Source organism: Nonomuraea sp. NPDC049152 (genome assembly GCF_040648355.1).
Taxonomy (GTDB): Bacteria; Actinomycetota; Actinomycetes; order Streptosporangiales; family Streptosporangiaceae; genus Nonomuraea.
This window is the reverse complement of record NZ_JBEZDO010000011.1, coordinates 73,713-98,117: the sequence shown is the minus strand read 5'-3', so window position 1 is coordinate 98,117 and position 24,405 is coordinate 73,713. Positions and strand designations below refer to the sequence as shown.

General features: G+C 68.3%; 25 protein-coding genes. 11 read left to right on the top strand and 14 right to left on the bottom strand.

Annotation, left to right across the window (positions count from 1 at the left end; all coding sequences use genetic code 11):
- Positions 1-221: 221 nt before the first annotated feature.
- The 3 genes from AB0B45_RS21405 (at position 222) to AB0B45_RS21395 (ending at position 3,047) form a co-directional block, all read left to right on the top strand.
- The gene (locus AB0B45_RS21405) at positions 222-1,517 is read left to right on the top strand and encodes an MATE family efflux transporter (RefSeq protein WP_358132903.1); all 1,296 of its coding nucleotides are present in this window, start codon (positions 222-224) and stop codon (positions 1,515-1,517) included.
- An 85-nt stretch (positions 1,518-1,602) separates the two neighbouring features.
- The gene (locus tag AB0B45_RS21400; RefSeq protein ID WP_358132901.1) at positions 1,603-2,040 is read left to right on the top strand and encodes an amino acid permease; all 438 of its coding nucleotides are present in this window, start codon (positions 1,603-1,605) and stop codon (positions 2,038-2,040) included.
- 17 nt (positions 2,041-2,057) lie between these two features.
- Positions 2,058-3,047, top strand: coding sequence for an amino acid permease (locus tag AB0B45_RS21395; RefSeq protein ID WP_358132899.1), 990 nt, complete (start codon positions 2,058-2,060; stop codon positions 3,045-3,047).
- Between the two features lie 5 nt (positions 3,048-3,052).
- Here AB0B45_RS21395 and AB0B45_RS21390 read toward each other — a convergent pair whose 3' ends face one another.
- The 7 genes from AB0B45_RS21390 to rpsF all read right to left on the bottom strand — a co-directional run bounded on the left by AB0B45_RS21390 (position 3,053) and on the right by rpsF (position 7,421).
- On the bottom strand, positions 3,053-3,796 hold the full coding sequence (locus tag AB0B45_RS21390; RefSeq protein ID WP_358132897.1) for an amino acid ABC transporter ATP-binding protein: 744 nt from the start codon (positions 3,794-3,796) through the stop codon (positions 3,053-3,055).
- Positions 3,793-4,641 (bottom strand): amino acid ABC transporter permease, encoded by an 849-nt coding sequence (locus tag AB0B45_RS21385; protein ID WP_358132895.1) that lies wholly within the window; start codon positions 4,639-4,641, stop codon positions 3,793-3,795. Before AB0B45_RS21385 ends, AB0B45_RS21390 begins: the two co-directional genes overlap by 4 nt.
- A complete protein-coding gene (locus AB0B45_RS21380) occupies positions 4,641-5,507 on the bottom strand; it encodes an ABC transporter substrate-binding protein (protein WP_358132894.1) in 867 nt (288 codons plus the stop codon). Before AB0B45_RS21380 ends, AB0B45_RS21385 begins: the two co-directional genes overlap by 1 nt.
- 172 nt (positions 5,508-5,679) lie before the next feature.
- The gene (rplI, locus tag AB0B45_RS21375) at positions 5,680-6,126 is read right to left on the bottom strand and encodes a 50S ribosomal protein L9 (RefSeq protein WP_358132892.1); all 447 of its coding nucleotides are present in this window, start codon (positions 6,124-6,126) and stop codon (positions 5,680-5,682) included.
- Between the two features lie 14 nt (positions 6,127-6,140).
- Complete coding sequence (gene rpsR / locus AB0B45_RS21370) at positions 6,141-6,377, bottom strand: 30S ribosomal protein S18 (protein WP_020543048.1); 237 nt, start codon at positions 6,375-6,377, stop codon at positions 6,141-6,143.
- A 112-nt stretch (positions 6,378-6,489) separates the two neighbouring features.
- Positions 6,490-7,050: a single-stranded DNA-binding protein gene (locus tag AB0B45_RS21365; protein WP_358132890.1), complete on the bottom strand. Its 561-nt coding sequence runs from the start codon at positions 7,048-7,050 to the stop codon at positions 6,490-6,492.
- 80 nt (positions 7,051-7,130) lie between these two features.
- Positions 7,131-7,421 (bottom strand): 30S ribosomal protein S6, encoded by a 291-nt coding sequence (gene rpsF, locus AB0B45_RS21360; protein ID WP_358132888.1) that lies wholly within the window; start codon positions 7,419-7,421, stop codon positions 7,131-7,133.
- Positions 7,422-7,608: 187 nt separating this feature from the next.
- Between rpsF and AB0B45_RS21355 the strand changes: the two genes are divergently transcribed.
- Positions 7,609-7,920 (top strand): hypothetical protein, encoded by a 312-nt coding sequence (locus tag AB0B45_RS21355; RefSeq protein WP_358132886.1) that lies wholly within the window; start codon positions 7,609-7,611, stop codon positions 7,918-7,920.
- 80 nt (positions 7,921-8,000) lie between these two features.
- Here AB0B45_RS21355 and AB0B45_RS21350 read toward each other — a convergent pair whose 3' ends face one another.
- A complete protein-coding gene (locus AB0B45_RS21350) occupies positions 8,001-8,177 on the bottom strand; it encodes a hypothetical protein (protein WP_358132884.1) in 177 nt (58 codons plus the stop codon).
- A 76-nt stretch (positions 8,178-8,253) separates the two neighbouring features.
- On the opposite strand from AB0B45_RS21350, the gene AB0B45_RS21345 reads away from it, so the two are divergent.
- Positions 8,254-8,997, top strand: coding sequence for a deoxyribonuclease IV (locus AB0B45_RS21345; protein WP_358132882.1), 744 nt, complete (start codon positions 8,254-8,256; stop codon positions 8,995-8,997).
- Positions 8,998-9,060: 63 nt separating this feature from the next.
- Here AB0B45_RS21345 and AB0B45_RS21340 read toward each other — a convergent pair whose 3' ends face one another.
- The 4 genes from AB0B45_RS21340 to AB0B45_RS21325 all read right to left on the bottom strand — a co-directional run bounded on the left by AB0B45_RS21340 (position 9,061) and on the right by AB0B45_RS21325 (position 14,500).
- Entirely contained in the window at positions 9,061-10,107 is a 1,047-nt protein-coding gene (locus AB0B45_RS21340) for a mannosyltransferase family protein (RefSeq protein WP_358132880.1), read from the bottom strand.
- Positions 10,104-11,405 carry a glycosyltransferase 87 family protein gene (locus AB0B45_RS21335; RefSeq protein ID WP_358132878.1) on the bottom strand — a complete coding sequence of 434 codons (1,302 nt, stop codon included), beginning with the start codon at positions 11,403-11,405 and terminating at the stop codon, positions 10,104-10,106. The genes AB0B45_RS21340 and AB0B45_RS21335 overlap by 4 nt, the downstream gene beginning before the upstream one ends.
- On the bottom strand, positions 11,402-13,972 hold the full coding sequence (locus tag AB0B45_RS21330) for a transglycosylase domain-containing protein (protein WP_358132876.1): 2,571 nt from the start codon (positions 13,970-13,972) through the stop codon (positions 11,402-11,404). Before AB0B45_RS21330 ends, AB0B45_RS21335 begins: the two co-directional genes overlap by 4 nt.
- A 141-nt stretch (positions 13,973-14,113) precedes the next feature.
- The gene (locus AB0B45_RS21325; protein WP_358132874.1) at positions 14,114-14,500 is read right to left on the bottom strand and encodes a DUF5318 family protein; all 387 of its coding nucleotides are present in this window, start codon (positions 14,498-14,500) and stop codon (positions 14,114-14,116) included.
- Between the two features lie 133 nt (positions 14,501-14,633).
- On the opposite strand from AB0B45_RS21325, the gene AB0B45_RS21320 reads away from it, so the two are divergent.
- On the top strand, positions 14,634-15,209 hold the full coding sequence (locus AB0B45_RS21320) for a PadR family transcriptional regulator (protein WP_358132872.1): 576 nt from the start codon (positions 14,634-14,636) through the stop codon (positions 15,207-15,209).
- A 13-nt stretch (positions 15,210-15,222) separates the two neighbouring features.
- Positions 15,223-16,302: an inositol-3-phosphate synthase gene (locus tag AB0B45_RS21315; protein WP_358132870.1), complete on the top strand. Its 1,080-nt coding sequence runs from the start codon at positions 15,223-15,225 to the stop codon at positions 16,300-16,302.
- 240 nt (positions 16,303-16,542) lie between these two features.
- Here AB0B45_RS21315 and idi read toward each other — a convergent pair whose 3' ends face one another.
- The gene (gene idi / locus AB0B45_RS21310; RefSeq protein WP_358132868.1) at positions 16,543-17,127 is read right to left on the bottom strand and encodes an isopentenyl-diphosphate Delta-isomerase; all 585 of its coding nucleotides are present in this window, start codon (positions 17,125-17,127) and stop codon (positions 16,543-16,545) included.
- Positions 17,128-17,244: 117 nt separating this feature from the next.
- Here idi and AB0B45_RS21305 point away from each other — a divergent pair, with 117 nt between their 5' ends.
- The gene (locus AB0B45_RS21305; RefSeq protein ID WP_358132867.1) at positions 17,245-18,531 is read left to right on the top strand and encodes an MFS transporter; all 1,287 of its coding nucleotides are present in this window, start codon (positions 17,245-17,247) and stop codon (positions 18,529-18,531) included.
- On the opposite strand, the gene AB0B45_RS21300 is transcribed toward AB0B45_RS21305, so the two are convergent.
- Positions 18,528-19,931 carry a CCA tRNA nucleotidyltransferase gene (locus AB0B45_RS21300; RefSeq protein WP_358132866.1) on the bottom strand — a complete coding sequence of 468 codons (1,404 nt, stop codon included), beginning with the start codon at positions 19,929-19,931 and terminating at the stop codon, positions 18,528-18,530. The two genes, AB0B45_RS21305 and AB0B45_RS21300, sit on opposite strands and share 4 nt — an antisense overlap.
- 110 nt (positions 19,932-20,041) lie before the next feature.
- Between AB0B45_RS21300 and AB0B45_RS21295 the strand changes: the two genes are divergently transcribed.
- Genes AB0B45_RS21295 through murJ form a run of 3 tightly spaced genes read left to right on the top strand, consistent with a single transcriptional unit; the run spans position 20,042 to position 24,331 of the window.
- On the top strand, positions 20,042-20,563 hold the full coding sequence (locus AB0B45_RS21295) for a YbaK/EbsC family protein (RefSeq protein ID WP_358132864.1): 522 nt from the start codon (positions 20,042-20,044) through the stop codon (positions 20,561-20,563).
- Positions 20,564-20,597: 34 nt separating this feature from the next.
- Positions 20,598-22,727, top strand: a complete 2,130-nt coding sequence (locus AB0B45_RS21290) for a DUF6049 family protein (RefSeq protein ID WP_358132862.1) — start codon at positions 20,598-20,600, stop codon at positions 22,725-22,727.
- Positions 22,724-24,331 carry a murein biosynthesis integral membrane protein MurJ gene (gene murJ / locus AB0B45_RS21285; RefSeq protein ID WP_358132861.1) on the top strand — a complete coding sequence of 536 codons (1,608 nt, stop codon included), beginning with the start codon at positions 22,724-22,726 and terminating at the stop codon, positions 24,329-24,331. The genes AB0B45_RS21290 and murJ overlap by 4 nt, the downstream gene beginning before the upstream one ends.
- Positions 24,332-24,405 lie beyond the last annotated feature (74 nt).

Sequence of the window (24,405 nt, the reverse complement as noted above, 5' to 3'; positions counted from 1 at the left end):
TCGTTAGACCGTACGGCAACGCAGCCTGTGGACAACCCTGTGGTCAAGCTGTGCAGGAACCGGTGGAAGGTGTGGGAGCGCTGTGGACGAGCCTGGGGATAACTCTGGAGCTCGTTGTGGAAAACCGCTCTGACCTGGGAAAATAGTATCCACTGGCTGTGGAGGAAAGAAAGTTGACTCGACACGCCAAAGGATCATTACGTAAGGGGCATAATAACTAAATGCCCATTACTAGCCGGGACAGGGAGATTCTGCGCCTGGCGCTGCCCGCGTTCGGAGCGCTGGTCGCCGAGCCGCTGTTCCTGATCGCCGACTACGCGATCGTGGGCCACGGGCTGGGCACCACCGCGGTCGGCGCGCTCGGCGTGGCGGGGACGGTGCTGTCGACGCTCGTCTACCTCTGCGTGTTCCTCGCCTACGGCACCACCGCCTCCGTCGCCAGGCAGATCGGCGCGGGCAACCACACGCGCGCGATGCGCAGCGGCGTGGACGGGCTGTGGCTGGCCTTCGCCATCGGCGTGGCGCTGATCGTGATCTGCTGGCCGCTGTCGCCCGCGATCGTGGACCTGTTCGGCGCCGCGCAGGGGCAGTCCGCCGAAGCCGTCACCTACCTCCGGATCAGCCTGCTCGGCACCCCCGGCATGCTCGTCGTGCTCGCGGGCACCGGCGTCCTGCGCGGCATGCAGGACACCAGGACGCCGCTCGCCGTGGCGATCGGCTCCTTCGCGCTGAACGCCGTGCTCAACGCCTGGTTCGTGCTCGGCCTGCACTGGGGCATCGCGGGCTCGGCATGGGGCACCGTACTCGCGCAGACCATCGGCGCGGCCGTCTACCTGCGGGTCGTCGTCGGGGGCGCCCGCCGCGCGGGCGTGTCGCTCGCGCCCGACCTCTCGGGCATCAAGCAGGCGGGTACGGCCAGCGTCGCCCTCCTCATCAGGACGATCTGCCTGCGCATCGTGCTGCTTGTCGCCACGGCCATGGCGACCAGGCTGGGCACCGCCGAGCTGGCCGCCCACGCCATCGCCACCCAGCTGTGGACCCTGCTCGCCCTCGCCCTCGACGCCATCGCGATCGCGGGCCAGGCCATCACCGGGCACGCGCTCGGCGCGGGCGACGCCGAGGGCACCAAGGCAGCCACCAGGCGCATGGTGTGGTGGGGTCTGTGGTCGGGCGTCGTGCTCGGCCTGGTCGTCGTCGCGGGACGGCCGTTCTTCCCCGGCATCTTCGACGCCGATCCACAGGTGACCGCCGAACTGCTCGACCTGCTGTGGGTCGTGGCGCTGTTCCAGCCGGTCTCGGGCATCGTGTTCGTGCTCGACGGAGTCCTCATCGGCGCGGGCGACCAGCGCTACCTGGCATGGGGCGGGGTGTGGACGACGCTCGCCTACCTGCCCGTGGCGCTCCTGGCGGACGACCTGGTCGTGCTGTGGCTGGCGCTCGGCGTGTGGATGATCGCTCGCCTGGTCACCCTGGGTGGCAGGGCGTACGGCACGCGGTGGCTAGTTACCGGAGGTTGACCACTCGTCAACCGGACCGTGCTTGCCTGGCACGGTCCAGGGCCTGCAAGGTGGGAGCCTTCACCTAGGCGATTGGTACAAAGACGTGCGCCGCCTTCCCCTCTCCGAAGCCCTCGGCCTGCGCACCGGTGCCCGGCACAGCCTGCACCGGCTCTACCGGCCTGCCGACCTGGTGGTTCTCGGCCTGGGTGTGATGATCGGCGCGGGCATCTTCAGCATCGCGGGCCGCCAGGCGGCCACCACGGCGGGCCCCGGCGTGATCCTCTCCTTCATGATCGCCGGGATCGCCTCGCTGCTCGCCGCCCTCTGCTACGCCGAGCTGGCCTCCACGATCCCCGCGTCGGGCAGCGCCTACACCTTCACCTACGTCCTGTTCGGCGAGGTGTGGGCATGGGTCGTCGGCTGGGCGCTGCTGCTGGAGATGCAGCTCGCTGCGGCCGTCGTGGCGCGGGTGTGGGCGCTGTACGCGGCGCGGACGCTCGCCGACTTAGGGTTGAGCCTCTCGCTCCCCCTGACCTGCTGACGGCCTTCATCCTCGCCGTGCTGACGGGCACCGTCGCGGTGAGCGCCAGGATCGGGCTGCGCGCGCTGTGGGTGATCGTCGTGGCCAAGCTGCTGGCCATCGGCGCGGTGATCGTCGTCGGGGCGCTCCACTTCGACGCGGCCAACCTGGGCGGATTCATCGCGCCGCACCAGCCGTCGTCAGCCCCTCCCGGCACCCTGCTCGGGCTGATCGTGGGGCCGACGGGCAGCTTCGGGTGGTTCGGGGTGTTCGCGGCGGCGCCGGCGATCGCGTTCGCCTACATCGGGTTCGACGTCGTGGCCACGGCCTCGGAGGAGACGCTCGACGCGCCGCGTGCCGTACCGAAGGGAATGATCCGCAGCCTGGTGATCGCCACCGTGCTCTACATCGCGGTGGCGGTGGTGATGGTGGGCATGGTGCCGTACACCCGGATCTCCGAGTCGGCGCCGCTGGCGGCGGCCTTCGGGGCGGTGGGCGAGCACGCGATGGTGCACGTGATCAACATCGGCGCCGTCCTCGGGCTGACGACCGTCATCCTGGTGCTGATCGCGGGGCAGACGCGGATCATGTTCGCGATGGCGCGCGACGGGCTGCTGCCGCGCGGGCTCGGGACGCTCAGCCGCCGCTACCACAGCCCCTCCAGGGTGACGCTGGTGATCGGCGTGACCGCGATCCTGCTGGCCGAGCTGGCGCCGGTGCTGATGCTGGAGCAGCTGGTGGTGATCGGCGCGCTGTTCGCGTTCCTCGCGGTGTCGGCGGGAGCGATCGCGCTGCGCCGCCGGATGCCCGCCGCCCCCCGCGAGTTCAGCGTGCCGCTGTCACCGCTCCTGCCCGCGCTGTCGATACTGGCGACGCTGTGGCTGATGGTCAACCTGAGCGTGCAGACGTGGCTGTCGTTCGCGGTGTGGATGGCGGTGGGCGTCCTGGTCTATCTCGCGTACGGCAGGCGTCGCAGCCTCCTGGCCGGCGCCCCCGTCGCCTCCGGTCGTGGCCGCCACCGCCGTTGAAGCCGTCAGAAGCGGCCCGACTCGATCACGCTGCGCAGGAAGTCGCGCGTGCGAGGATGCTGCGGGTCGGTGAAGATCTGCTCGGGTTTGCCGCGTTCGAGCAGCACCCCGCCGTCCAGGAAGCAGACGGTGTCGGCGATGTCCCTGCAGAAGCTCATCTCGTGCGTGGTCAGGACCATCGTCATCCCCGCACCCTTGAGCTCCCTGATGATGCCGAGCACCTCGGTGACCAGTTCGGGGTCGAGCGCGGACGTGACCTCGTCCAGCAGCATCAGCCTGGGCTGCGTGGCCAGCGCGCGGATGATGGCCACGCGCTGCTGCTGCCCGCCCGACAGCTGGTCGGGATAGGCGCCCGCCTTCTCCGCCAGGCCGAACCTTGCCAGCAGCTCGCGGGCCTGCTCCTCCGCCTGCTTCCTCGCCACCCTGTGCACCTGGCGCGGGGCGAGCGTGATGTTGTCGAGCACGCTCATGTGCGGGAACAGGTTGAACGCCTGGAAGACGATGCCCATGCGCTTGCGCACGCCGTCGACGTCCACGCCGGGGTCGGTGATCTCCTGGCCGTCGAGCGTGATGACCCCGTCGTCGACGGTCTCGAGCAGGTTGACCGTACGCAGCAGGGTCGACTTGCCCGATCCCGAGGCGCCGATGAGGCAGACCACCTCGTGCGGGGCCACCTCCAGATCGATCCCGCGCAGGACGGGGTGGTCGTGGTAGCTCTTCCACACCCCTTCGAGGGTGAGCACGCTCATCGTCCCCGCCGCCTCTGCGATCGGGCGGCCAGGTAGTCGGTGAACCTGGCCATGGGGATGGTGAGCAGGATGAAGAGCAACGCGGCCACCAGGTAGGGCGTGTAGTTGAAGGTGCTGGAGGCGTGGATCTGGGCCTGCCGCAACGCCTCGATCGCGCCGATCGTCGCCACCAGCGCCGTGTCCTTCTGCAGCGACACGAAGTCGTTCAGCAGCGGCGGGATGACCCTGCGCACCGCCTGGGGCAGCACCACGAACCGCATCGTCTTGCCCTGCGTGAGCCCCAGAGAGCGGGCCGCGGCCACCTGGCTCGGATGGACCGACTCGATGCCCGAGCGGAACACCTCCGCCACGTAGGCGCCGTAGGAGAGCGTCAGGGCGATGACGCCGAGCGTCGCCTCGTCCGAGGGGATGCCCTGCAGCCGCAACGCCGGCAGGCCGAACCCGACGAGGTAGACCAGCAGGATCGTCGGGACGCCGCGGAAGACGTCGGTGTAGGCGATGGCCAGGCAGCGCAGCGGGAAGAACACCGGCGCCGTCAGCCCGCGCGCCAGGGCCACCAGCAGCCCGACGACGAGGATCAACGGCTCGGCGATCAGGAAGATCTTGACGTTGACCAGGAACCCGTCGAGCACGTCGGGCAGCGCCGTGATGAACTGCTCGGGGTTGAAGAAGGTGTCCTGGACCCGGTCCCAGCCCGGCGCGTTCGTGACCACCCAGACCACGAGCACCAGGAAGACGACCGTCGAGACGGTGGCCGTGGACGCCGAACGGCGGGCACGCCTGGCGCGCACCCGCTCGCGTTCGAGTTGCCTGTCGCTCTTGACCCAGGTGGTGGTGGTCGCCATCACTTCAGCTCGGGAGCACCCGCTGCCTCGCCGAGCCACTGCTGCTCGATCTTGGCCAGCTCGCCCTTGCTCTTCAGCGTGTCGACCGCCTTGTCCACGCAGGACTTCAGCGCGCTGCCCTTCTCCATGACCAGGCCGAACTCCTCGGGCTTACCGCCCGGAGCGTTGAACTGGCCGACGATCGCGGAGTTCTCCACCTGGGCGGCGGTCACGTAGAAGGCCGTCGGCAGGTCGACCACGAGGGCGTCGATCTGCCCGTTCTTCAGCGCGTTCACCGCGTCGATCTGCTCGTTGTAGACCTTGGGCAGGCTCGAGGGTCGCACCACCCGCTGGACGGCGCTGAACGCGGTCGTGCCGACCTGCACGCCGAGCTTGACGTTCTGGAGATCGTCGAGGGTTGTGGCGCCGGAGGCCTCGGAGCCCTTCACGGCGACGACGGCCTGCTTGACCGTGTAGTAGCCCTTGCTGAAGTCGACCGCTCCGGCCCGCTGGGGGGTGATCGAGACCTGGTTGACGTCGAAGTCGAACTTCTTCTCCCCCGGCGCGAAGGCGGTGTCGAACTTGACCGTGGACCACTGCACCTCGTCGCGGTCGAAGCCCATCTCGCCGGCGACCGCGTAGGCGACCGCGCTCTCGAAGCCCTGGCCATTGGAGGGGTCGTCGCCCTTGAACCACGGCTCGTAGGCGGGCTTGTCGGTGCCGATCGTCAGCTTGCCGGGGGTGACGAGCTCGAGTTGGTCCTTCGTGCAAGCGGTGGAGGCGGCGGCGTTGGGCGCCGCCGTGCTCGCGGTGTTGTCGGCGGGCGCACACGCCACGGTGGCCGTCGCCAGCGCACCGAGCGCGAGCAGCATCAAAGGGCGGACCATGGGCGAGCCTCCACGTCACATAGATGAACGTGCAAATTGTACGCGGCGCTAATGGAGGTTCAGTTCCGACCCATATGCACGGTTCACCCTCCTCGGAACCGGGCGCGGCGCCGTTCGGAACGACGAAGCCCCCGCAGGCAACCCTGCGGGGGCTTCGTTCGTGAAGAAACCGCTAGCCGGCGACGACCTCGACGTCGACGGAGGCGGAGACCTCGGGGTGCAGCTTGACGCTGACCTTGTGGGAGCCGACGCTCTTGATCGCGTTGACGATCTCGATGCGACGACGGTCGAGGACCGGGCCACCGGCCTTCTTGACCGCGTCGGCGATGTCACCGGTGGTGATCGAGCCGAACAGGCGGCCGGAGTCGCCGGCGCGGGTGGTCAGCTTGACCTTGAGGGCGCCGAGCTGGCCGGCGATCTCCTTGGCGGTGCCCAGGTCGCGGATCTCGCGGGCGTCGCGCGCCTTCTTGATCGAAGCGATCTGCTTCTCGCCGCCACGCGTCCACAGGATCGCGTAGCCGCGGGGCACGAGGTAGTTGCGGCCGTAGCCGTCCTTGACCTCGACGATGTCGCCGGGGGCGCCGAGGCCGGAGACCTCGGTGGTGAGGATGAGCTTCATGTCGCAAGTCCTCCTTAGCGCGCGGTGCTCGTGTAAGGCAGCAGAGCCACCTCACGGGCGTTCTTGATCGCGGTCGCCACGTCGCGCTGGTGCTGGGTGCAGTTGCCCGTCACCCGGCGCGCACGGATCTTGCCGCGGTCGGAGATGAACTTCCGAAGCAGCGCCGTGTCCTTGTAGTCGACGTAGGAGATCTTGTCGTGGCAGAACAGGCAAACCTTCTTCTTGGGCTTGCGCAGTGCCGGCTTAGCCATCGTGGTGCTCCTTTCAGAGCCCCGCCGTGAAGCGGGAATGGACTCGGGCTTGTTGACAGGTGGTCAGGCCTCGCGGCCTGGCCGTGAGGCGCCCGCGAACGGGCTCCTCGGACTAGAAGGGAGGCTCGTCGCTGAAGTCGCCGCCGCCGCCGAAGCCGCCGCCACCCTGCTGGCCGCCGAAGCCGCCACCCTGGTTGCCGCCGCCGAAGCCGCCACCACCGCCGCCGCCCTGAGGCGGGGCGGGCGTGGCCGAGGCCCACGGGTCGTCGGCGGGACCGCCGCCGAAGCCGCCGCCACCGCCCTGACGGGAGGTGCGGTTGACCTTGGCGGTGGCGTTACGGAGAGACGGGCCGATCTCGTCGACCTCGACCTCGTAGACCGTGCGCTTCTCGCCTTCCTTGGTCTCGTAAGACCGCTGCTTGAGCCGCCCCTGGACGATGACCCGCATGCCGCGCTGCAGCGACTCGGCGACGTTCTCGGCCGCCTGACGCCACACGTTGCAGGTCAGGAAGAGGCTTTCGCCGTCCTTCCACTCGTTGGTCTGGCGGTCCATGAACCGGGGAGTGGACGCGACGCGGAACTGGGCCACGGCTTGCCCCGTAGGGGTGAAGCGCAGCTCAGGATCGTTGACAAGGTTGCCGACGATGGTGATGACGGTGTCGCCTGCTGCCATGGCTGGAGCCCTTCCTCGACTCTTGGGTTACGGCTCAGACTACGGCTCGCCCCCGACAGAAAATCGGGAGAACGAGCTGCTTAGTGCGCGTCCGGGCGGAGAACCTTGGTCCGCATGATGCCCTCGTTGAGGTTCATCTGGCGGTCGAGCTCCTTGACCGTGGCCGGCTCGGCGGACAGGTCGATGACGGCGTAGATGCCTTCCGACTTCTTGTCGATGTCGTAGGCGAGACGGCGGCGACCCCACACGTCGACCTTCTCCACGGTGCCACCGTCATTGCGGACGACAGCGAGGAACTGGTCGAGGGACGGCGCCACAGTGCGCTCATCGAGCGAAGGGTCCAGGATCACCATTACTTCGTAACGACGCATGTTGGACTCCAACCTCCTCTGGACTCTTGCGGTCACGACACTCTGCCGTGACAGGAGGACGCTGACGTTTTCACCGGATTCGCCCCTTTCGGCGACCCGGCGGCGGGTGACCCAGCACAACGCAGCCTGTACAGGTTACCAGCCGCTCACCGATGGGAACTCCTCTACTGATGAGGGGGTGGTAGCCATGCCACACGTGCTTCGTCCCGGCGAGAACGAGAGGTTCAAGCTGACGCTCAACAGCGACGGCCGCTCGCATCCCGTCGAGAACCTGTTGTCCATCGGGACGCTGGTGTGCGGCCTGGTCGCGTTCGGAGCGACCTTCTTTCCCGGTGGTCACGTGATCTCGTCGTGGGTGGGAGCGCTCGGGTTCGGAGGCGGGCTCTACTCGCAGTACATCTCGGCGACGACGGCTGAGCGGACACTGAACATCGTGGGAATCGTGGCGTCGTTCGTGGGCGTGGCGCTGGGCATCGCCCGCGGCGGATTCATCCCGTAGACGTAGGTCCGCACGCCGGAGAACGGCGGGCCACGGACTCCTCAGCACAGGCAGAGGAGTCCGTGCCTCTATGAGCGGTCTCAGCCCAGATGAAGGTCTCCGCCGAGAAGGAGGACGAACCACAGGAACGTCGCCAGCAGTGCCTCGGCGACGTCCTTCAGCAGGGCGGGGGTGATGTAGTCGTAGATCCAGGCCACGTACAGCCCGACGAGGATGTAGATCAGGAAGATGAAACTGCCTAAGCGGTAGCGGGTCATCTCGCGCTCCTTGCGTACGGGGGGCTGCGCCTCGACTGCCCTGATGCGCGCCGCCGAAACGGATAGCCTGGACGGCATGGTGCGCATCGGAGCTCATGTCGACCAGGACGATCCCGCCGCCCACGCGGCCGAACGCGACGCGGAGATCGTGCAGTTCTTCCTCGGCGACCCGCAGGGCTACAAGGCCCCCGTGCTGCCCGACAAGCCGGTCGAAGGCGTCGACATCTACATCCACGCGCCCTACCTGATCAACGTGGCGACCACGAACAACCGGATCAGGATCCCCAGCCGCAAGCTGCTGGAGCAGCACCTCAAGGCGGCCGCGAGCCTCGGCGCGAAGGGCCTGATCGTCCACGGCGGCCACCTCAACAAGGACGAGGACCCGCAGATCGGGTTCGACAACTGGCGCAAGGTGTTCGAGCGGATGGAGTGCCCCATCCCCGTGCTCATCGAGAACACCGCGGGCGGCGGCAACGCCATCGCCCGCAGGCTCGACCGCATCGCCAGGCTGTGGGAGGCGCTCGACGGGTTCGACGTGGGCTTCTGCCTCGACACCTGCCACGCCCACGCGGGCGGTGAGGAACTGGCCGACGTGGTGGACCGGGTCAAGGCCATCACCGGCCGCATCGACCTGGTCCACTGCAACGACTCGCGCGACCCGTTCGACTCGGGCGCGGACCGCCACGCCAACCTCGGGCAGGGTCAGATCGGCTCCGAGCTGATTCTCGAGGTGTGCCGCAGGGCGGCGGCGCCGATCATCGTGGAGACGCCATTCGCAGGTCAAGCGGAGGACATCGCCTTCCTGCGCAAGAATCTGTGAGGGAAACACACAGCCTGTGGATAACTTCCTTGGATTACTTCTCGAAGAAAGCGGGTAGAGGCTTCAGCCCGCCCAAGCGCCGGTGAGGAACCGCAGGGCGTTCAGCGCCATCAGCGGGCCGAGGAGCAGGCCGTACGCGATGATCCACCGGCTGGACAGCCGGGACAGCAGCACCCACAGCGGGAACCACAGCAGCAGCGAGCGCGGCACCGACAGGTAGTAGGCGGACAGCAGCAACGCGCCCGCCTGCAGCCCGCAGTAGACGAACTCGCTCCACCGGCGCCGTGCGAGCAGCCACACCAGCACCGCGACCGCGACCACGGTGCCGACGATCTCCATGCGGAAGGCCACGGCGAAGTCGTCGGTGCCCATCGCCGAGTTCCACGTGGTCCGCCACGCCTCCCACGGCCACACCATCTCCCTGCCCCAGCCCGCCTCCTGCGCGTGCTTCCAGGCGAGCCAGTCGCCGGTACGGCCGTGCAGGTACCACGAGTAGGCGATCAGCGGCACGAAGGGGACGGTCAGCCACGGCAGGTCCCGCCACCGCGGCCTGCTGACCACGAACTCGACGATCAGCGCGATCGCCAGGAACAACCCCGTGATGCGGATGGCGGACGCCCCCGCGGCCAGCAGGGCGGCCGCGGCCCACTGCCTCCTGCGTGCCGCCAGCCACGCGGGGATCGCGAACGCGAGGAAGAGCGCCTCGCTGTAGCCCGCGGCCAGGAAGACCGCCGTCGGGAAGAGGACCATCGCCAGCACCGCCGCGGTGCCCGAGCCGCCCTCGAACTCCGCCAGCCGCGCCAGCGCCATCGCCGCCACGCCGCCCGCGACCAGCGAGATCAGCAACCCGCACAGCGCCCAGTCGGACACCAACAGATGGACGAGCCTGAGGATGGCGGGCATCCCGGGAAAGAACGCGGGCAGCCCGGGGTCGCGCGCGCTGCCGGGGTCGCCCGCGTAACCGTGCTCGGCGATGGTGACGAAGAGACTGGCGTCCCACTGCTTCCACCTGTGGAGGTAACTACCGGCGCCGACCAGCCACGAGGCACCCATCAGGGTCATGAGCAGGAGTCCGAGACGGGAGGCGGCCCAGATTCCCAGCGCCTTCATCGGGCGAGCGCGAACCTGTCGAGAGCCCCGTCGAAGACGCCGCCGACCTGGTCGTCGACGCCCGCCTGCCGTACCAGGTCCTTGTCGGGACGGAGGATGTCACGCACCACGAACGCCATCATGATGAGGATCGTGATGACGCGGCCCCAGACGGCGGTGAAGTAGAGGTTGTCGCCGATGCCCAGGTGCCTGCTCGTCTCGTCCTGGTAGAGCAGGTAGAGCCAGATCGCGAAGAAGTACCAGACCTCGGCGACCTGCCACAGCGCGATCGGCTTCCAGTTGGGCCTGGCCAGCACGGCGAACGGCACCAGCCACAGCACGAACTGCGGGGACCACACCTTGTTCGTCATCATGAACGCCGCGAGCGCCAGGAAGCAGATCTGCGCCAGCCGCGGCCGCTGCGGCGCCAGCACCGTCAGCACCGCGATGCCGAGGCACAGCAGCGCGAGCGCGATCATGCCGAGCAGGCTCGGGTCCATGCTGCCGAGGATCGGCCAGCCCTTGCGCTCGAAGAACAGCCAGGGCGAGCCCCAGTCGATGCCGCGCTCCTGGGAGAAGACGTAGAAACGCCGCCAGCCCTCCCATGCCAGCACCATGAAGGGCACGTTGACGACGAGCCACGCGGCCACCGCCGACCCCAGCGTGATCAGGAACGGCCGCCACTTCCCCGTGCGGACCGTCAGCAGGAACAGCGCGCCGACGAACATCAGCGGGTAGAACTTGGTCGCGATCGCCAGACCGAGCAGCACGCCCGCGGCCACCTGCCGCCTGCGCGCCCACGCCAACAGGAAGCCCATGGACAGGGCGCCCGCGATGAGGTCCCAGTTGACGTAGGCGGCGAGGATCACGGCGGGGGCGAGCGCGTACCACGCCGCGTCCCACCTGCGCGTGGGCCCCGCCGCGGCCGCCATCAGCAGCACGCCGACCACCAGGGAGATCCCCAGCAGGATCACCGTGATGTCGTAGAACCGCACCGCCTGCGTCGCCTCGTCGGGCGCCAGCCGGCGCACCAGCCAGGTGATCACCTGCATGACCTCGCCGAGCACGACGGGGTACTCCACCTGCTTGTCGAACGGCACGCCCGCGAAGTAGGGGTCCTGCGTGTGCAGCTGCCGGTCGAAGTAGAGCGGGTAGATGTCGGTGTAGCAGGCGTTCGCGTACGTCTGGATGGAGTTGTTCCAGCCGCCCGTCCTGCAGGGCAGCTTCCAGACGTAGGCGAGGATCGCCCCCAGGGCCGCGAACAACCCCAGGGGCAGGTACGGCACGGCCGCCCGTGCCGTCAAGGAGAGCCGCGTCATTCGTCGTCGGTCCTGGTAGGCCTGGCCATCGGATCGGGCACCACGGCGCCGCCGCCCATCGGATCCTCGCCCGTGCCGACCTCGCCGAGCCTGTCGGCCTCGGTGGTCCCATCCTCCGGCAGTCCGCTGTTGTCGCTGTCGTTGTCACCGCAGCCGAGCAGGCCGCAGTCGTTGTTGTCACCGAACGGGTCTTCCGGCGTGCCGAACGGGTTGTCGGTCGTCGGCGTCGGCGTGGGCTTCGGCTTCTCGACGATGTTGTTCGCCTGGCCGATGTTGGCCCGGGTGGGGAACGGCTCGATGGGCAGCTTCAGCGTCTCGTGGGCGGCGAGCATGTACGCGCGCCACACCTCGGTGGGCGGACCGGCGCCCTCGAAGCCGAGCGGCTTCTCGAACGGCTGGGTGTAGACCTTGGTCACGCCGTCGTACTTGCTGTTCTTCTTGCCGTCGGTCGTCGGGCAGTTGGAGTGCTGGGGCTGGACGACCTTGCCCGAGGCGGTTTTGCACTCCTCGCGGTAGAAGCCGACGGCGGTGGAGATCTGCGGGGTGTAGCCGACGAACCAGGCTTCCTTCTCGTTGTTGTTGGTCCCCGTCTTGCCCGCGGCGGGCCGGCTGCCGAGGCCCTTGCCGTTGGCGGTGCCGCCGGGCCGGAGCACCGCCTGCATGGCCACGGTGGCGTCGGCCGCCGCCTCCGCCGAGATCACCTGGCGTGGCGTCAGCCGGTTGTCATCGAAGTCGACCTTTTGAGAGGGCTTGATGATCTTCTGTACCACGTGGTAGTCGGTGTGCTTGCCGCCGTTGGCGAAGATCGAGTAGCCCGCCGCCTGCTCGACCGGCGACACCAGGGCCGAGCCGATCGAGAAGCCGTAGCCGTGGGCCTTGATGTCGTCCGCCATCCGCTTCTTGCCGAAGCCGGCTTCCTCGACGATCCGCTGCACGGCCTCCAGCTGGCCGGGCAGCTTGTAGGCCATGGAGACGTACGCGGTGTTGACCGAGGCCGCGGTGGCCTTGACGATGTCCACGGCCTGGCCCACGTTGTGGCTGTTGCGGAAGCCTCCGGGCTGCTCGCCGGGGAGCTTCTTGGGCACGGTCTGGTTGCCCGGCACGTAGCTGCTGAGGCTGTAGCCGGCGTCGAGCCAGGCGGCCAGGACGTAGGGCTTGAAGGCCGAGGCCGCCTGCTTGTAGGACTTGAACGGTTCGTTCCACGGGTCGGTCAGGTAGTTCTTGCCGCCGTAGAAGGCGAGCACCCTGCCCGTCTTGTTGTCGACGGAGGCGAGTCCGACGTGGTACTCGGTGTCCATCCGTCCAGCGACGTCCTCCGCGGCCTTCTTCGCGTCCAGCATCAGCTGCTTGTCGAACGTCGATATGATCTTGAAACCGCCGCGCTCGACCAGGTCGTTGCTGTAGCCGCGCCCTTCGAGCTCGTTGAGGACTTCCTTGATCATGTAGCCCTTGAGCCCGGCCAGCTCGTCCTTCTCGCTGGGCTTCTTGATCTTCGGCCACTTGGCGGTGGCGGGCAGCTGGCCGTACTTCGTCGGGAACTGCTCGGACATGTACTTGATCACGGTCGCCCACCGCGTCTTCAGCCTGGGGTCTTCCATGTCCCAGTTCGGCTGCTGGATGCGTGCGGCCAGGTAGGCCGCCTGCTCGGAGGTGAGTTTCTTGGCCTTCGCGCCCTTGCCGAAGTAGGCCTCCGCCGCCGCCTGGATGCCGTAGGCGCGACCGTAGTTGATCGTGTTGAGGTAGTCCTCGAGGATCTTCTCCTTCGAGTACTCCTTGTTGAGCTTGACCGCGACGAAGATCTCCTTGACCTTTCGCGCTATCGACTGCTCCTGGCTGAGGCCCTGGTAATAGTTGCGGGCCATCTGCTGGGTGATGGTGGAGGCGCCCTGGACCTGCTGGCCGGTAGCCGTCATCCACACCGAACGGACCATGCCGGGAATCGAGATGCCCGAGTCCTCGTAGAAGGTCTTGTTCTCGATGGCGATCGTCGCGTCCTTGACGGCGTCGTTGACGTCGCTGAGCGGAATGATCCGCCTGGGCGTGCCCCAGCGGCCGATCTCGGTCTTGCCGTCCCTGTAGTAGATGACGCTTTCCTGGGCGATCGCCGACTCCTGGGTGACCCGAGGCAGCGGAGTGCCCGCGTAGGCGACCCAGATCATGCCGAACATGCCCGCCGCGAGCACGACCAGAGCGGCCATGACGATCTTCCAGTTCGGAATGAACCGCTTCCACCCGCGGCGACCCTTGCCGGAACCGCCACCGTCACCGCCCCCGCCGCCACCGCGGCCGGGGCCTTCGGGGCCGCCGGGGCCTCGGCCGCCACGGGAACGGCGGGCCTCGGGCCCGCCCACCATCGTCTCCTCGGCGCTGCGCCTGCGGGTCGACGTCGCCGGGCCGCCGGTCGGGTACTGCGCGGTCTGCCTGGGCGGCATCTGCTGCGGCCCCGAAGGCCCCTGCATCCTGGACGGAGCGGGCGGCTGGGCGTCCATGGCGCCCGTCTGCTCGAACGCCGCCTCGGGACGGCGTTCGGAGCCCCAGCCGGTTTGCGGCGGCTGCGAAGCGGGCACGGAACTCGAGCGACGGCGCCTTCCCTGGCGAGCCGTTCCTTCAGAGCGCTGTCCGCGTCCGGTCGGCTCGGAGCCATAGCTGCTGTTACTCAACACGTCCTCGCATCGTCGTCGTCGTACACGGCGGGCGCCGTCCTCGGTTCAGGTGGTGCCGACGGTGTCGGGTGGCCCGTTGCCGAGGACGTAGGAGACGGTCAGGTGGTTCCAGGAACAACCTTGACAGACCTCGACCACGTAGACCCGGAACTCCTCGTAATCATGGGCCATTTCGCGGATCTCTGACGTGGCCTTTACGCGACCGGCATGTCGTCCCAACGAATCCCCATAGACATAGGTCACGTTGGTGACGTTCTCTCTCTCGCATATCGGGCAGAGGCGTTCGGTCGGCTCGCCGAAGTGCCGTGCCGCGCGAAGGAGATACGGCTGTGCGTCACAGACATCACGGGTGGAAGCACGCCCGGCACGAAGCGAGCGCACCGTCGCCCGCTTCGCTAGTCCGTAGTCCACCACCCCTCGCTGTGACCACATGCGCGCCAGACTACGGCTTTTTGCCGATTGCTCCCAACCTCTTGAGGAATCCGTTAATTGCAGCGATATAGCGATCTGACGTATCCTACGGATGTATCGACTCGATACATCGACGCGAGAGGGGGCGGTTCCGTTGGCGGGCGGACAGGGCAGAGTCCTGGAACTCGCCGTGCTCGGGTCGCTGCACGAGACCCCGCTCCACGGCTACGAGCTGCGCAAACGGCTCAACGCGCTGCTGGGGATGTTCCGGGCCTTCTCCTATGGCTCGCTGTACCCGTGCCTGAAGTCATTGCTGGAGCACGGGCTCATCGCGGAGGAACACCCGACGGAAGCGGTGGGCGGACGGTCGAAGATCGTCTACAAACTCACGGCGGACGGCAAGGAGCGGCTGCAGGATCTGCTCACCCAGGCGGGCCCGTCCGCGTGGGAAGACGAGAGCTTCGGCGTCCACTTCGCCTTCTTCAGGCACACGGAGGCCGAGGTACGCCTCCGCATCCTCGAAGGGCGTCGCAGCCGCCTGGAGGAACGACTCGACAGCGTCCGCACCGCGCTCGCCCGCACGAGGGAGCGCCTCGACAGCTACACGCTGGAGCTTCAGCGCCACGGGCTGGAAGGGGTCGAACGCGAGGTGCGCTGGCTGAACGAGCTGATCGCAACAGAACGCAGGGCCTCGCAAGAGCCCGAGAGAGATACGTCATCAGATGAGTAAGGGAGCGAGTGCGATGGGTTCGGTACGCGTAGCCGTTGTCGGTGTCGGCAACTGCGCGGCGTCGCTGATTCAAGGCGTTCACTACTACAAGGACGCCGACCCGGACACACGAGTGCCGGGTCTGATGCACGTCAAGTTCGGTGACTACCACGTGGGTGACGTCGAGTTCGTCGCCGCTTTCGACGTGGACGCCAAGAAGGTCGGCCGCGACCTGTCCGAGGCGATCGTCGCCAGCGAGAACAACACGATCAAGATCACGGATGTGCCGCCGACGGGTGTCATCGTCCAGCGTGGCCATACCTTCGACGGTCTCGGTGAGTTCTACCGCGAGATCATCGAGGAGTCCGACGAGCAGCCCGTTGACGTCGTGCAGGTGCTGAAGGACGCCCAGGCCGACGTCCTGGTGTCCTACCTGCCGGTGGGCTCGGAGGAGGCCGACCGCTTCTACGCCCAGTGCGCGATCGACGCCAAGGTGGCCTTCGTGAACGCGCTGCCGGTCTTCATCGCCTCCGACCCCGAGTGGGCCGAGAAGTTCACCGAGGCAGGCGTGCCGATCGTCGGCGACGACATCAAGTCGCAGGTCGGCGCCACCATCACGCACCGCGTGATGGCCAAGCTGTTCGAGGACCGCGGGGTCGAGCTGCTGCGCACGTACCAGCTCAACTTCGGCGGCAACATGGACTTCATGAACATGCTGGAGCGCAAGCGCCTCCAGTCGAAGAAGATCTCCAAGACGCAGTCCGTCACCTCGCAGATCCCGCACGAGATGGCCAAGGCCGACGTGCACATCGGCCCTTCCGACCACGTGCCGTGGCTCGACGACCGCAAGTGGGCCTACGTCCGCCTGGAGGGCCGCTCGTTCGGCGACACCCCGCTGAACCTGGAGTACAAGCTGGAGGTGTGGGACTCGCCCAACTCGGCGGGCATCATCATCGACGCGGTCCGCGCGGCCAAGATCGCCCTCGACAGGGGGATCGCGGGCCCGATCCTGTCGGCCAGCTCCTACTTCATGAAGTCGCCGCCCGAGCAGTACTCCGACGACGAGGCGCGCGACTACGTGGAGAAGTTCATCCGCGGCGAGGTCGAGCGCTAGCCATCCCGTACGGCAAGCCGGCGTGAGCACCGACGTCTCGTCGTGGCCGAGGTCCGTCCCCGTGCGCTACTCCAGCGCACGGGCATCCCTCGCCAACGGCGAGGCGTCTCGCCTTTCCTGGGTGCGCCGTGACGGGCCCAGGACACGCGCGCTCGGTGAGCGTCTCCCTGGAGGGACGCCGGCCACGCGCCTCGGGTGGCGCTGTGGCGGGCGTGCCGTACCCGAGCAGTTGAAGAACGTTCACACGCGCGCCGCGGGAGGCAGGCCGGCGGGCGTCGCCGGAGTCCAGGCGAGCGGGTCCGCGCCGAGGTCGTCGAGCTGCGGCACCTGGTCGCGGCACCACGGCGAGATCGCCAGCAGGCCCGACAGCACGCCCGCGGTGAACTCCTTCCACGGCATCCACAGCACCTCCCCCACCTCCTCGGGGTTCGGCCGCACGGGAGCCGTGACCACGACCCGGTAGACGGGGCACAGCTCGTGCTCGACGATGCCGTTGCCCATGACCGCCCGGTAGGAGAAGCGGGGCAGCATCAGGTCGACGCGGTCGACGACCAGGCCGAGCTCGTAGGAGAGCCTGCGCGCCACCGCGGCGTCGAGGGGCTCCCCCGGCAGCGGGTGGCCGCAGCAGCTGTTGGTCCACACGTCCGGCCAGGTGACCTTGTGGGAGGCCCGCCTGGACAGCAGCACCCTGCCGCCCTCGTCGAAGACGTAGCTGGAGAAGGCCAGGTGAAGTGGTGTGTCAGGACCGTGCACCGACGTCTTGGGTGCGGTGCCGATCGCGTTGCCGTCGCCGTCGACCAACACCACGAGTTCGTCAGGAGTCACAGTCTGTAGCGTACGTGATCATGACGCTAAGCTGGAACCCTTTTACTCATCTGTCACGCCCGCCATCTCAGGGTTGACCCCGATGTCAGGCCGCGGGGCGGCGGCTAGGCTGGCGTCGTGTCTTATGCCGCCGATCTCCGTGTAGTCCTGCAGGGCCGCGACTTCAGACGGTTGTTCTCCACCCGGCTGGTCTCGCAGTTCTCCGACGGGATCTTCCAGTTCGGCGTCGCGGGCTTCGCCTTCTTCAGCCCGGAGAAGCAGACCACCGCACTGCAGGTGGCCATCGGCCTCGCCGTGCTGCTGCTGCCGTACAGCGTGCTCGGCCCGTTCGTGGGCGTCTTCATCGACCGCTGGTCGCGGCGGCAGATCCTGGTCGTGGCACCGATCGTGCGCGGAGGGCTGCTGCTGGTCGCGGCGGCGTTCGTCGCGGCGGGCCTACCCGACGAGTACTTCTACGCGGCGGCGCTCGGCGTGCTCGGCGTCAACAGGTTCTTCCTGGCCGCCCTGGGCGCCTCGCTGCCGCACGTGGTGCCGAGGGACCAGTTGATGATGGCCAACGCGGTCACGCCGACCTCCGGCACGGTGGCCACCTTCATCGGCGCGGGCTTCGGCATCGTGCTGCGCTGGGTGTTCGGCGCGGGCCACGGCGGCACCGCGCTGCTGCTCATCACCTCGGGCGTGGTGTTCGGGCTGAGCGCGCTGATCGCCCGCACCATGCGCCGCGACCTGCTCGGGCCCTCCTACGACTCCGACAGGCCGCAGGCCCGCGAGGCGCTGCGCAACGTGGTCAGCGGCCTCGTCGACGGCGCCAGGCACTTGATCCACCACCGCGCGGCCGCGGCGGCGATGGGGGCGATGGCCACCCACCGCTTCATGTACGGCATGGCGACGGCGATGGGCATCATCCTCTACCGCTACTACTTCACCGACGGCGACGCCGACGCCGCGCTGTCCGGCATCAGCATCGTGCTGGTGACCTCGGGCTTCGGCTACTTCTTCGCGGTGATCATCACGCCGTGGGCGACCGAGCGCTTCCCCATCGAGCGCTGGGTGCCGATCATGCTGGTCACCGCCGGCGTGCTGGGCGCGCTGCTGATCATCCCGTTCCAGCCGTGGGGGCTGTGGATCGGCGGCTTCGTGCTGGGCGTGACCGGCCAGAGCGTCAAGATCTGCGCCGACACCAGCGTCCAGCGCGACGTCGAGGACGCCTACCTCGGCAGGGCCTTCTCGATCTACGACATGCTGTTCAACGGGATGTACGTGCTGGCGGCGGCGCTGTCGGCGGCGATCCTGCCGGCGAACGGCAAGTCCTTCGTCGCCGTCGCGATCATCGCGATCGGCTACGTGCTCGGCGCGGTGATCTACCGGATCGCCACGCCGACACGCGCCCCCTCGGCTCTCTAGGGCCTGCTCTCCCCCACCCACTGCAGCAGCGCCTCCGTGGCGGCCTCCTTGCCGATGACGCCCTTGTCGAGACGCAGCTCAAGCAGGAACTTGTAGGCCTTGCCGACCACCGGGCCAGGGCCGACGCCGAGGATCCGCTGGATCTCGTTGCCGTCGAGCTCGGGCCTGATCTTCGCCAGTTCCTCTTCCTCCGCGAGCCGCTCGATGCGCTCCTCGAGCTGGTCGTAGGTGCGCGAGAGGGCCTGCGCCTTGCGCTTGTTGCGCGTGGTGCAGTCGGCCCTGGTCAGCTTGTGGAGGCGGTCGAGCAGCGGGCCGGCGTCACGCACGTAGCGGCGCACCGCGCTGTCGGTCCACTCGCCTGTGCCGTAACCGTGGAAGCGCAGGTGCAGCTCGACCAGGCGGGAGACGTCGGAGACGACGTCCTTGGGGAACTTCAGCTCCGCCATCCGCTTCTTGGTCAGCTGCGCGCCGACCACCTCGTGGTGGTGGAAGGAGACCCTGCCGCCCGGCTCGTGGCGGCGCGTCTTGGGCTTGCCCACGTCGTGCATGAGCGCCGACCAGCGCAGGATGCGGTCGGGCTTGCCGTCCTCCTCCTGGGCGATGGCCTGCTCAAGCACGATCAGCGTGTGCTCGTAGACGTCCTTGTGGCGGTGGTGCTCGTCGATCTCCAGGCGGAGCTTGGGCAGCTCGGGCACCACATGGGCGGCCAGGCCCGTCTCGACGAGCAGGCGCAGGCCCTCGCGCGGGTGGGCGCCGCAGATCAGCTTGTCGAGCTCGTCGCGGATCCGCTCGGCCGAGACGATCTCGATGCGGTCGCTCATCGCGGTCATCGCCGCCACGGCCTCGGGCGCGACCGCGAAGCCGAGCTGGGAGGCGAAGCGGGCGGCGCGCAGCATGCGCAGCGGGTCGTCGTCGAAGGACTGCTCGGGCGTGCCCGGCGTGCGCATCACCCTGGCCGCCAGGTCGCGCCTGCCGCCGTACGGGTCGACGAACTCGTGGCCCGGCAGCCGCACCGCCATCGCGTTGATGGCGAAGTCCCGGCGCTCCAGGTCAGCCTCGAGCGTCTCGCCGTACATGACCTCGGGCTTGCGTGACTTCGGGTCGTAGGACTCGCTGCGGTAGGTGGTGATCTCCAGCAGCCAGCCGCCCTTGCGCACGCCGACCGTGCCGAAGTCGATGCCAATCGTCCAGACCGAGTCGGCCCAGTCCCTGACGATCTCCAGCACCCGCTCGGGGCGGGCGTCGGTCGTCAGGTCGAGGTCGTTGCCGATACGGCCCAGCAGGATGTCACGCACCGACCCGCCCACCAGGGCAAGCTCGTGCCCGCGGGCGGCGAAGAGTTCGCCGAGTTCGTTGGCGACCGGAGCGATTTTGCGGGAGATCTCTATTGAGTCGGACAAGCTGGGTAGGTCCTTCTATTGCGGAACATATCCCCCGAGCCACACCGGGTCCGGGTTACCGTCGGTCAGAGACCGTCGGGGGCCCATGGAACGAGGCAAGGAGCGTACATATGAAGGACGCCCTCGCGATCCACCGCTGGCTCCTCGCACACCAGGTCCATCATGAGATCGTACGCCTTCCGCGCCCCATGACGTGCGCCGAAGAGCTACCCGCGACGATCTCCGCCGCTCCCGAGCGGTGCGTGGCCGTGACGGTGTTCGAGCGCCACTCCAGGCTGGGCCGCGAGGCCGTCGCCGTGGTCTCCACGGTCGCCGACCTCCCCACTCCACGCACGGTCGGCCTGCTGCTCGGGTCGAGGAATGTCAGTCCCGCACCCGCCTTCGCGATCAACGCATCCACCGACTACGCGGCAGGGTTGATCTGTCCCCTCCTGCTCCCTCACGACCTGTTCGTCCTTGTCGACGAGCGGATGCCCGCCGACCGCGGCTTCGTCTTCACGCCGACGGGCGAGCGCCACACGGCACTGCGGCTGCACGCCCTCGACCTGCTCCGACTTGTCCGCGGAAAGACCGTAGATCTTGGCCTGATCCGTCCCAGGGGAAGTCGTGAGGCGGTCGCGCTCCGGCACTGAGCCCGTACCATGGCGGCGTGCGTCGAACTCCTCCATGGGCAGACGCGTGATCCGTAAGGCCACGCCGCTCGCCGTCCTCATCGCCGTGTTGTTCACTGCCATGGTCGTGACGCCGGCGAGCACGGCTGCCGTCACCGTCAAGGCGCAGCAGGTCAGGCTGACGATCGAGTCGATCACGCCGGACGTGCCGCGCAAGCCCACCGACGAGATCAAGGTCGCGGGCAAGCTGACCAACACCGGCACGACGCCCCTCGGCAATGTGCTCATGCGGCTGCGCGCCCCCAGGCAGCAGTTCACCAGCAGGGCGGCGATGGAGGAGTACCTGGCCGGCGGCCTCGTCTCCGACTACGCCTTCAACAGCTCCACGCGGCCCCTCCCCGCACTGGCCCCTGGAGCCTCCACCGAGTTCGAGCTGACCACCACGCCCGTGGCGCTGTCCCTGTCCAGGTTCGGCGTCTACCCGCTGGGCGTCGAGGTGCTGAACCTCGGAGTGCCCGTCGCCAACGTCCGCACCTTCCTGACCTACGCGCCGCCGGACGCCAAACCGCCGAAGAACAAGATCGCGTTCGCGCTGCCGATCATCGACCAGCCGCGCCGCGGCCCGGACGCCCTCTTCATCGACGACAAACTGCGCACCTCCCTGCTGGGCGACGGCCGCCTCGCCGACCTCCTGCGCATCGCCAAGTCCCAGCCCAAGAACGTCACGTGGTTCATCGAACCCGCGCTGCTCGACGACGTGGCGGCGATGAGTTCCGCTGAGTACCGGGTGCACCCCAAGTCGGGCGACGAGGTCATCAGAAGGCCGGCCGACGCCAGCGCGGCCCAGTGGCTCGAACACCTGCGTACGGCTCTCGCCAACCAGGAGGTGGTGGCCACGCCGTACGCGGACCCCGACGTCGCGGCACTGGCCCATCAGGGGCTCGACGAGGAGACCGCCAAGGCGGTCGAGATCGGCGGCAGGAAGGCCAAGGAGCTGCTCCGGCGAGACGTGCCGACCACGACCGCGTGGCCTGCGGCAGGCAAGATCGACGACGACGCGCTCGACCTGCTGACGGTCGGCGGCGTCACCACCGTCCTGCTCAACGCCGACAATCTGTCCACGAACGCGACCACGAACGTGGCCGGGAACTCGCTCACGACCGTCACGCCCGACGCCGCCACGACGATCGACAGCGTCTCCGGCCCGGTCAAGGCGCTCGTCGCCGACCCGGGGCTGAGCCGGACGCTGGAGCTCCAGAAGGGCGTGCCCGGCTCGTCCACCCTGCAGAAGCAGCGGTTCGTGGCGGAGACGGCGATGATCGCCGGCGAGCCGGGTGCCACCGTGCCCAGGTCGCTCGTCGTCGCGCCCGCCCGCCGCTGGAACCCCAATCCGACACACGTGACCAACCTGCTGAAGACGGCCGCGAGCCTGCCCTGGCTCACCAGCGTTCCGCTCGGCTCGATCAAGCCGAGCAAGGCGTCGGCGGCGCACGCGGGGCTGGTCTACACCGACGCCGACCGCAAGGCCGAGCTGAGCAAGAAGTATCTCGAGTCGGTCAAGCGGCTCGCGGCCAAGGCCTCCCTCACCTCGAGCATCACCTCCGAGCGCCTGGCGTCCGTCTTCGACACGGCGGTGCTGCGGCTGACCTCCTCGGCATGGCGCACCAAGCCGGGTACGGGCGGCGCCGAGGTCAAGCAGGTCGACAAGGTGGTGGACGAAAGCATCGGTAAGGTCGCCATCACCGGTTCGGCATCGAGAACGCGCTTGCTGGCCGGCGAGGAGGGCCAGATCCCCGTCAGCGTCAAGAACACCCGCAGCGAGGCGGTCTCGCTGCTCGTGCAGGTCACCTCCGACTCCTCCGACCTGCTGGAGATCGTCAGCGACGGCAAGCCCCAGCGGCTCGACATCGGCCCGGAACAGATCCGCACGATCCAGGTGAGGATGCGGGTCAAGAGGAGCGGCGACTCTCTGGTCACCATCCAGCTGCGCACCCTGGACGACAGGCGGTACCAGAAGCCGGCCAAGCTGACGATCAAGGCGACCGGCTACACGGGCATCGCGTTGGTGATCGTCGGAGGGGCGCTGTCGGTGATGCTGGCAGCCGTGGTGATGCGGCTGCTGCGGCGCAGGTCGCAGCGGCGGGTGCCGAAGACGGCGAAGCCTAGGGAGAACGAGCACGTATGAGCCGCATTCTGCGAGCCAGCGCGATCATGGCCGCGGGCACGATGGTGTCCAGGGTCACGGGTTTCGTCCGAACGATCATCCTGTCAGCCGCGATCGGCCTCGCTCTGCTGGGCGACGCCTACCAGGCCGCCTACACCATCCCCTACAGCATCCTCGACCTGCTCATCCTCGGCGTGCTGAGCAGCGTCGTCGTGCCGATGATCGTGCGGGCGCAGCAGCAGGACCCCGACGGCGGCAGGGCCTACGAGCAGCGGCTGCTCACCCTGTCGACGCTGGCGCTCACGATCGTGGCGGTGCTCGCCGTCCTGCTCGCCCCCCAGCTGATCGACCTGTACACCGACTGGCGGCCGGGCTCCAGGGAGTCCGAGGTCGCGGTCTCGCTGGCCAGGTTCATCCTGCCGCAGCTCGCCTTCTTCGGCGTCGGCGCCATCGCGGGCGCCATTCTGAACACCAGGGACAGGTTCGCCGCCCCGATGTGGGCGCCCGTCCTGAACAACGTGGTCGTCATCGTCGTGCTGCTGGCCTACATCGGGGTCAGCGTCGGCCACGACGAGATCGCCAACGTCACCGACGGCGACCTGGCGCTGCTCGGCCTCGGCACCACGGCGGGCATCGTCGCCCAGGCCATCGTGCTGGTCGTCGCCCTCAAGCGGGCGGGCTTCTCCTTCCGCCCGCGCTTCGACGTCCGCAACGCCAGGCTCGGCGAGATGGGCAGGGCCGGCATCTGGACGATCGGCTACGTGGTGGTCACGCAGCTCGGCCTCGTCCTCACCACCAACCTGGCCACGGCGGCGGGGGCGGCGGTCGAGGACCACGGCCTCACGCCGTACAACTTCGCGTTCCAGCTCTTCCAGCTGCCCTACGGCATCATCGGCGTCTCCGTGATCACCGCCATGCTGCCGAGGATGAGCCGCTCCGTGGGCGAGGGCAGGCTCGACGAGGTGCGCGCCGAGTTCGGCTCGGGGGTACGGCTGGTCGCCTCGGTCATGGTGCCGATCTCGCTCCTGCTCATGGTGCTCGGTCCGGCGGTCACCGTGCTGATCTTCGGCCACGGAGAGTCCTCGCCGGAGAACGCCATCTACATCGGCAACGTGCTGCAGGTCTTCGGCCTCGCGCTGGTGCCGTTCTCGATCTTCCAGCTGCTGCTCCGGGTGTTCTACAGCTTCGGCGACACCAGGACGCCGGTGTTCGTGGGAGCGGGCACCACGGCGGTCAACGCCGGGCTCATGCTCGTGGCCTACTTCACGCTTCCTGCGGCCTACGTCGTCATGGGGCTGGCCTTCGCCTACGCCGTGGCGTACACGATCGGCGCGGCGGTGGCGTGGATGATGGCCAGCCGGCGCGTTCAGGGGCTCGGTGGCTGGACGGTCGGCTCGGCGCTCACCAAGATGTACGTCGCCGCGCTGCCCACGGCCGTGGTCGCGCTGGCGGCCGTCTGGGGGGTGCAGCAGGTGTTCGGCGCCCTCGGCATGGTCAATTCTCTGATCATTCTGGCCGGCGGCGGCGGCCTTGGCGGCGCCCTGTATCTGGTGGTCGCGCACAAGATGCGTATCCCCGAGGTCCACTCGATCGTTGGAATGGTCGCGGGGCGGGTAGGCCGTTAAGGAGCGCGGGAGGAACTGGCGCGGCACTACCATGGTGCCCTACACGCGGCAAAATGGAAGCAGGAGGGGCGTGG

Coding starts and splice junctions, on each gene's coding strand:
- AB0B45_RS21405 (WP_358132903.1), top strand. CDS start 222: ATGCCCATTACTAGCCGGGACAGGGAGATTCTGCGCCTGGCGCTGCCC.
- AB0B45_RS21390 (WP_358132897.1), bottom strand. CDS start 3,796: ATGAGCGTGCTCACCCTCGAAGGGGTGTGGAAGAGCTACCACGACCAC.
- AB0B45_RS21385 (WP_358132895.1), bottom strand. CDS start 4,641: ATGGCGACCACCACCACCTGGGTCAAGAGCGACAGGCAACTCGAACGC.
- AB0B45_RS21380 (WP_358132894.1), bottom strand. CDS start 5,507: ATGGTCCGCCCTTTGATGCTGCTCGCGCTCGGTGCGCTGGCGACGGCC.
- rplI (WP_358132892.1), bottom strand. CDS start 6,126: ATGAAGCTCATCCTCACCACCGAGGTCTCCGGCCTCGGCGCCCCCGGC.
- rpsR (WP_020543048.1), bottom strand. CDS start 6,377: ATGGCTAAGCCGGCACTGCGCAAGCCCAAGAAGAAGGTTTGCCTGTTC.
- AB0B45_RS21365 (WP_358132890.1), bottom strand. CDS start 7,050: ATGGCAGCAGGCGACACCGTCATCACCATCGTCGGCAACCTTGTCAAC.
- rpsF (WP_358132888.1), bottom strand. CDS start 7,421: ATGCGTCGTTACGAAGTAATGGTGATCCTGGACCCTTCGCTCGATGAG.
- AB0B45_RS21355 (WP_358132886.1), top strand. CDS start 7,609: ATGCCACACGTGCTTCGTCCCGGCGAGAACGAGAGGTTCAAGCTGACG.
- AB0B45_RS21350 (WP_358132884.1), bottom strand. CDS start 8,177: ATGACCCGCTACCGCTTAGGCAGTTTCATCTTCCTGATCTACATCCTC.
- AB0B45_RS21345 (WP_358132882.1), top strand. CDS start 8,254: ATGGTGCGCATCGGAGCTCATGTCGACCAGGACGATCCCGCCGCCCAC.
- AB0B45_RS21340 (WP_358132880.1), bottom strand. CDS start 10,107: ATGAAGGCGCTGGGAATCTGGGCCGCCTCCCGTCTCGGACTCCTGCTC.
- AB0B45_RS21335 (WP_358132878.1), bottom strand. CDS start 11,405: ATGACGCGGCTCTCCTTGACGGCACGGGCGGCCGTGCCGTACCTGCCC.
- AB0B45_RS21325 (WP_358132874.1), bottom strand. CDS start 14,500: ATGTGGTCACAGCGAGGGGTGGTGGACTACGGACTAGCGAAGCGGGCG.
- AB0B45_RS21315 (WP_358132870.1), top strand. CDS start 15,223: ATGGGTTCGGTACGCGTAGCCGTTGTCGGTGTCGGCAACTGCGCGGCG.
- AB0B45_RS21295 (WP_358132864.1), top strand. CDS start 20,042: ATGAAGGACGCCCTCGCGATCCACCGCTGGCTCCTCGCACACCAGGTC.
- AB0B45_RS21290 (WP_358132862.1), top strand. CDS start 20,598: ATGGGCAGACGCGTGATCCGTAAGGCCACGCCGCTCGCCGTCCTCATC.
- murJ (WP_358132861.1), top strand. CDS start 22,724: ATGAGCCGCATTCTGCGAGCCAGCGCGATCATGGCCGCGGGCACGATG.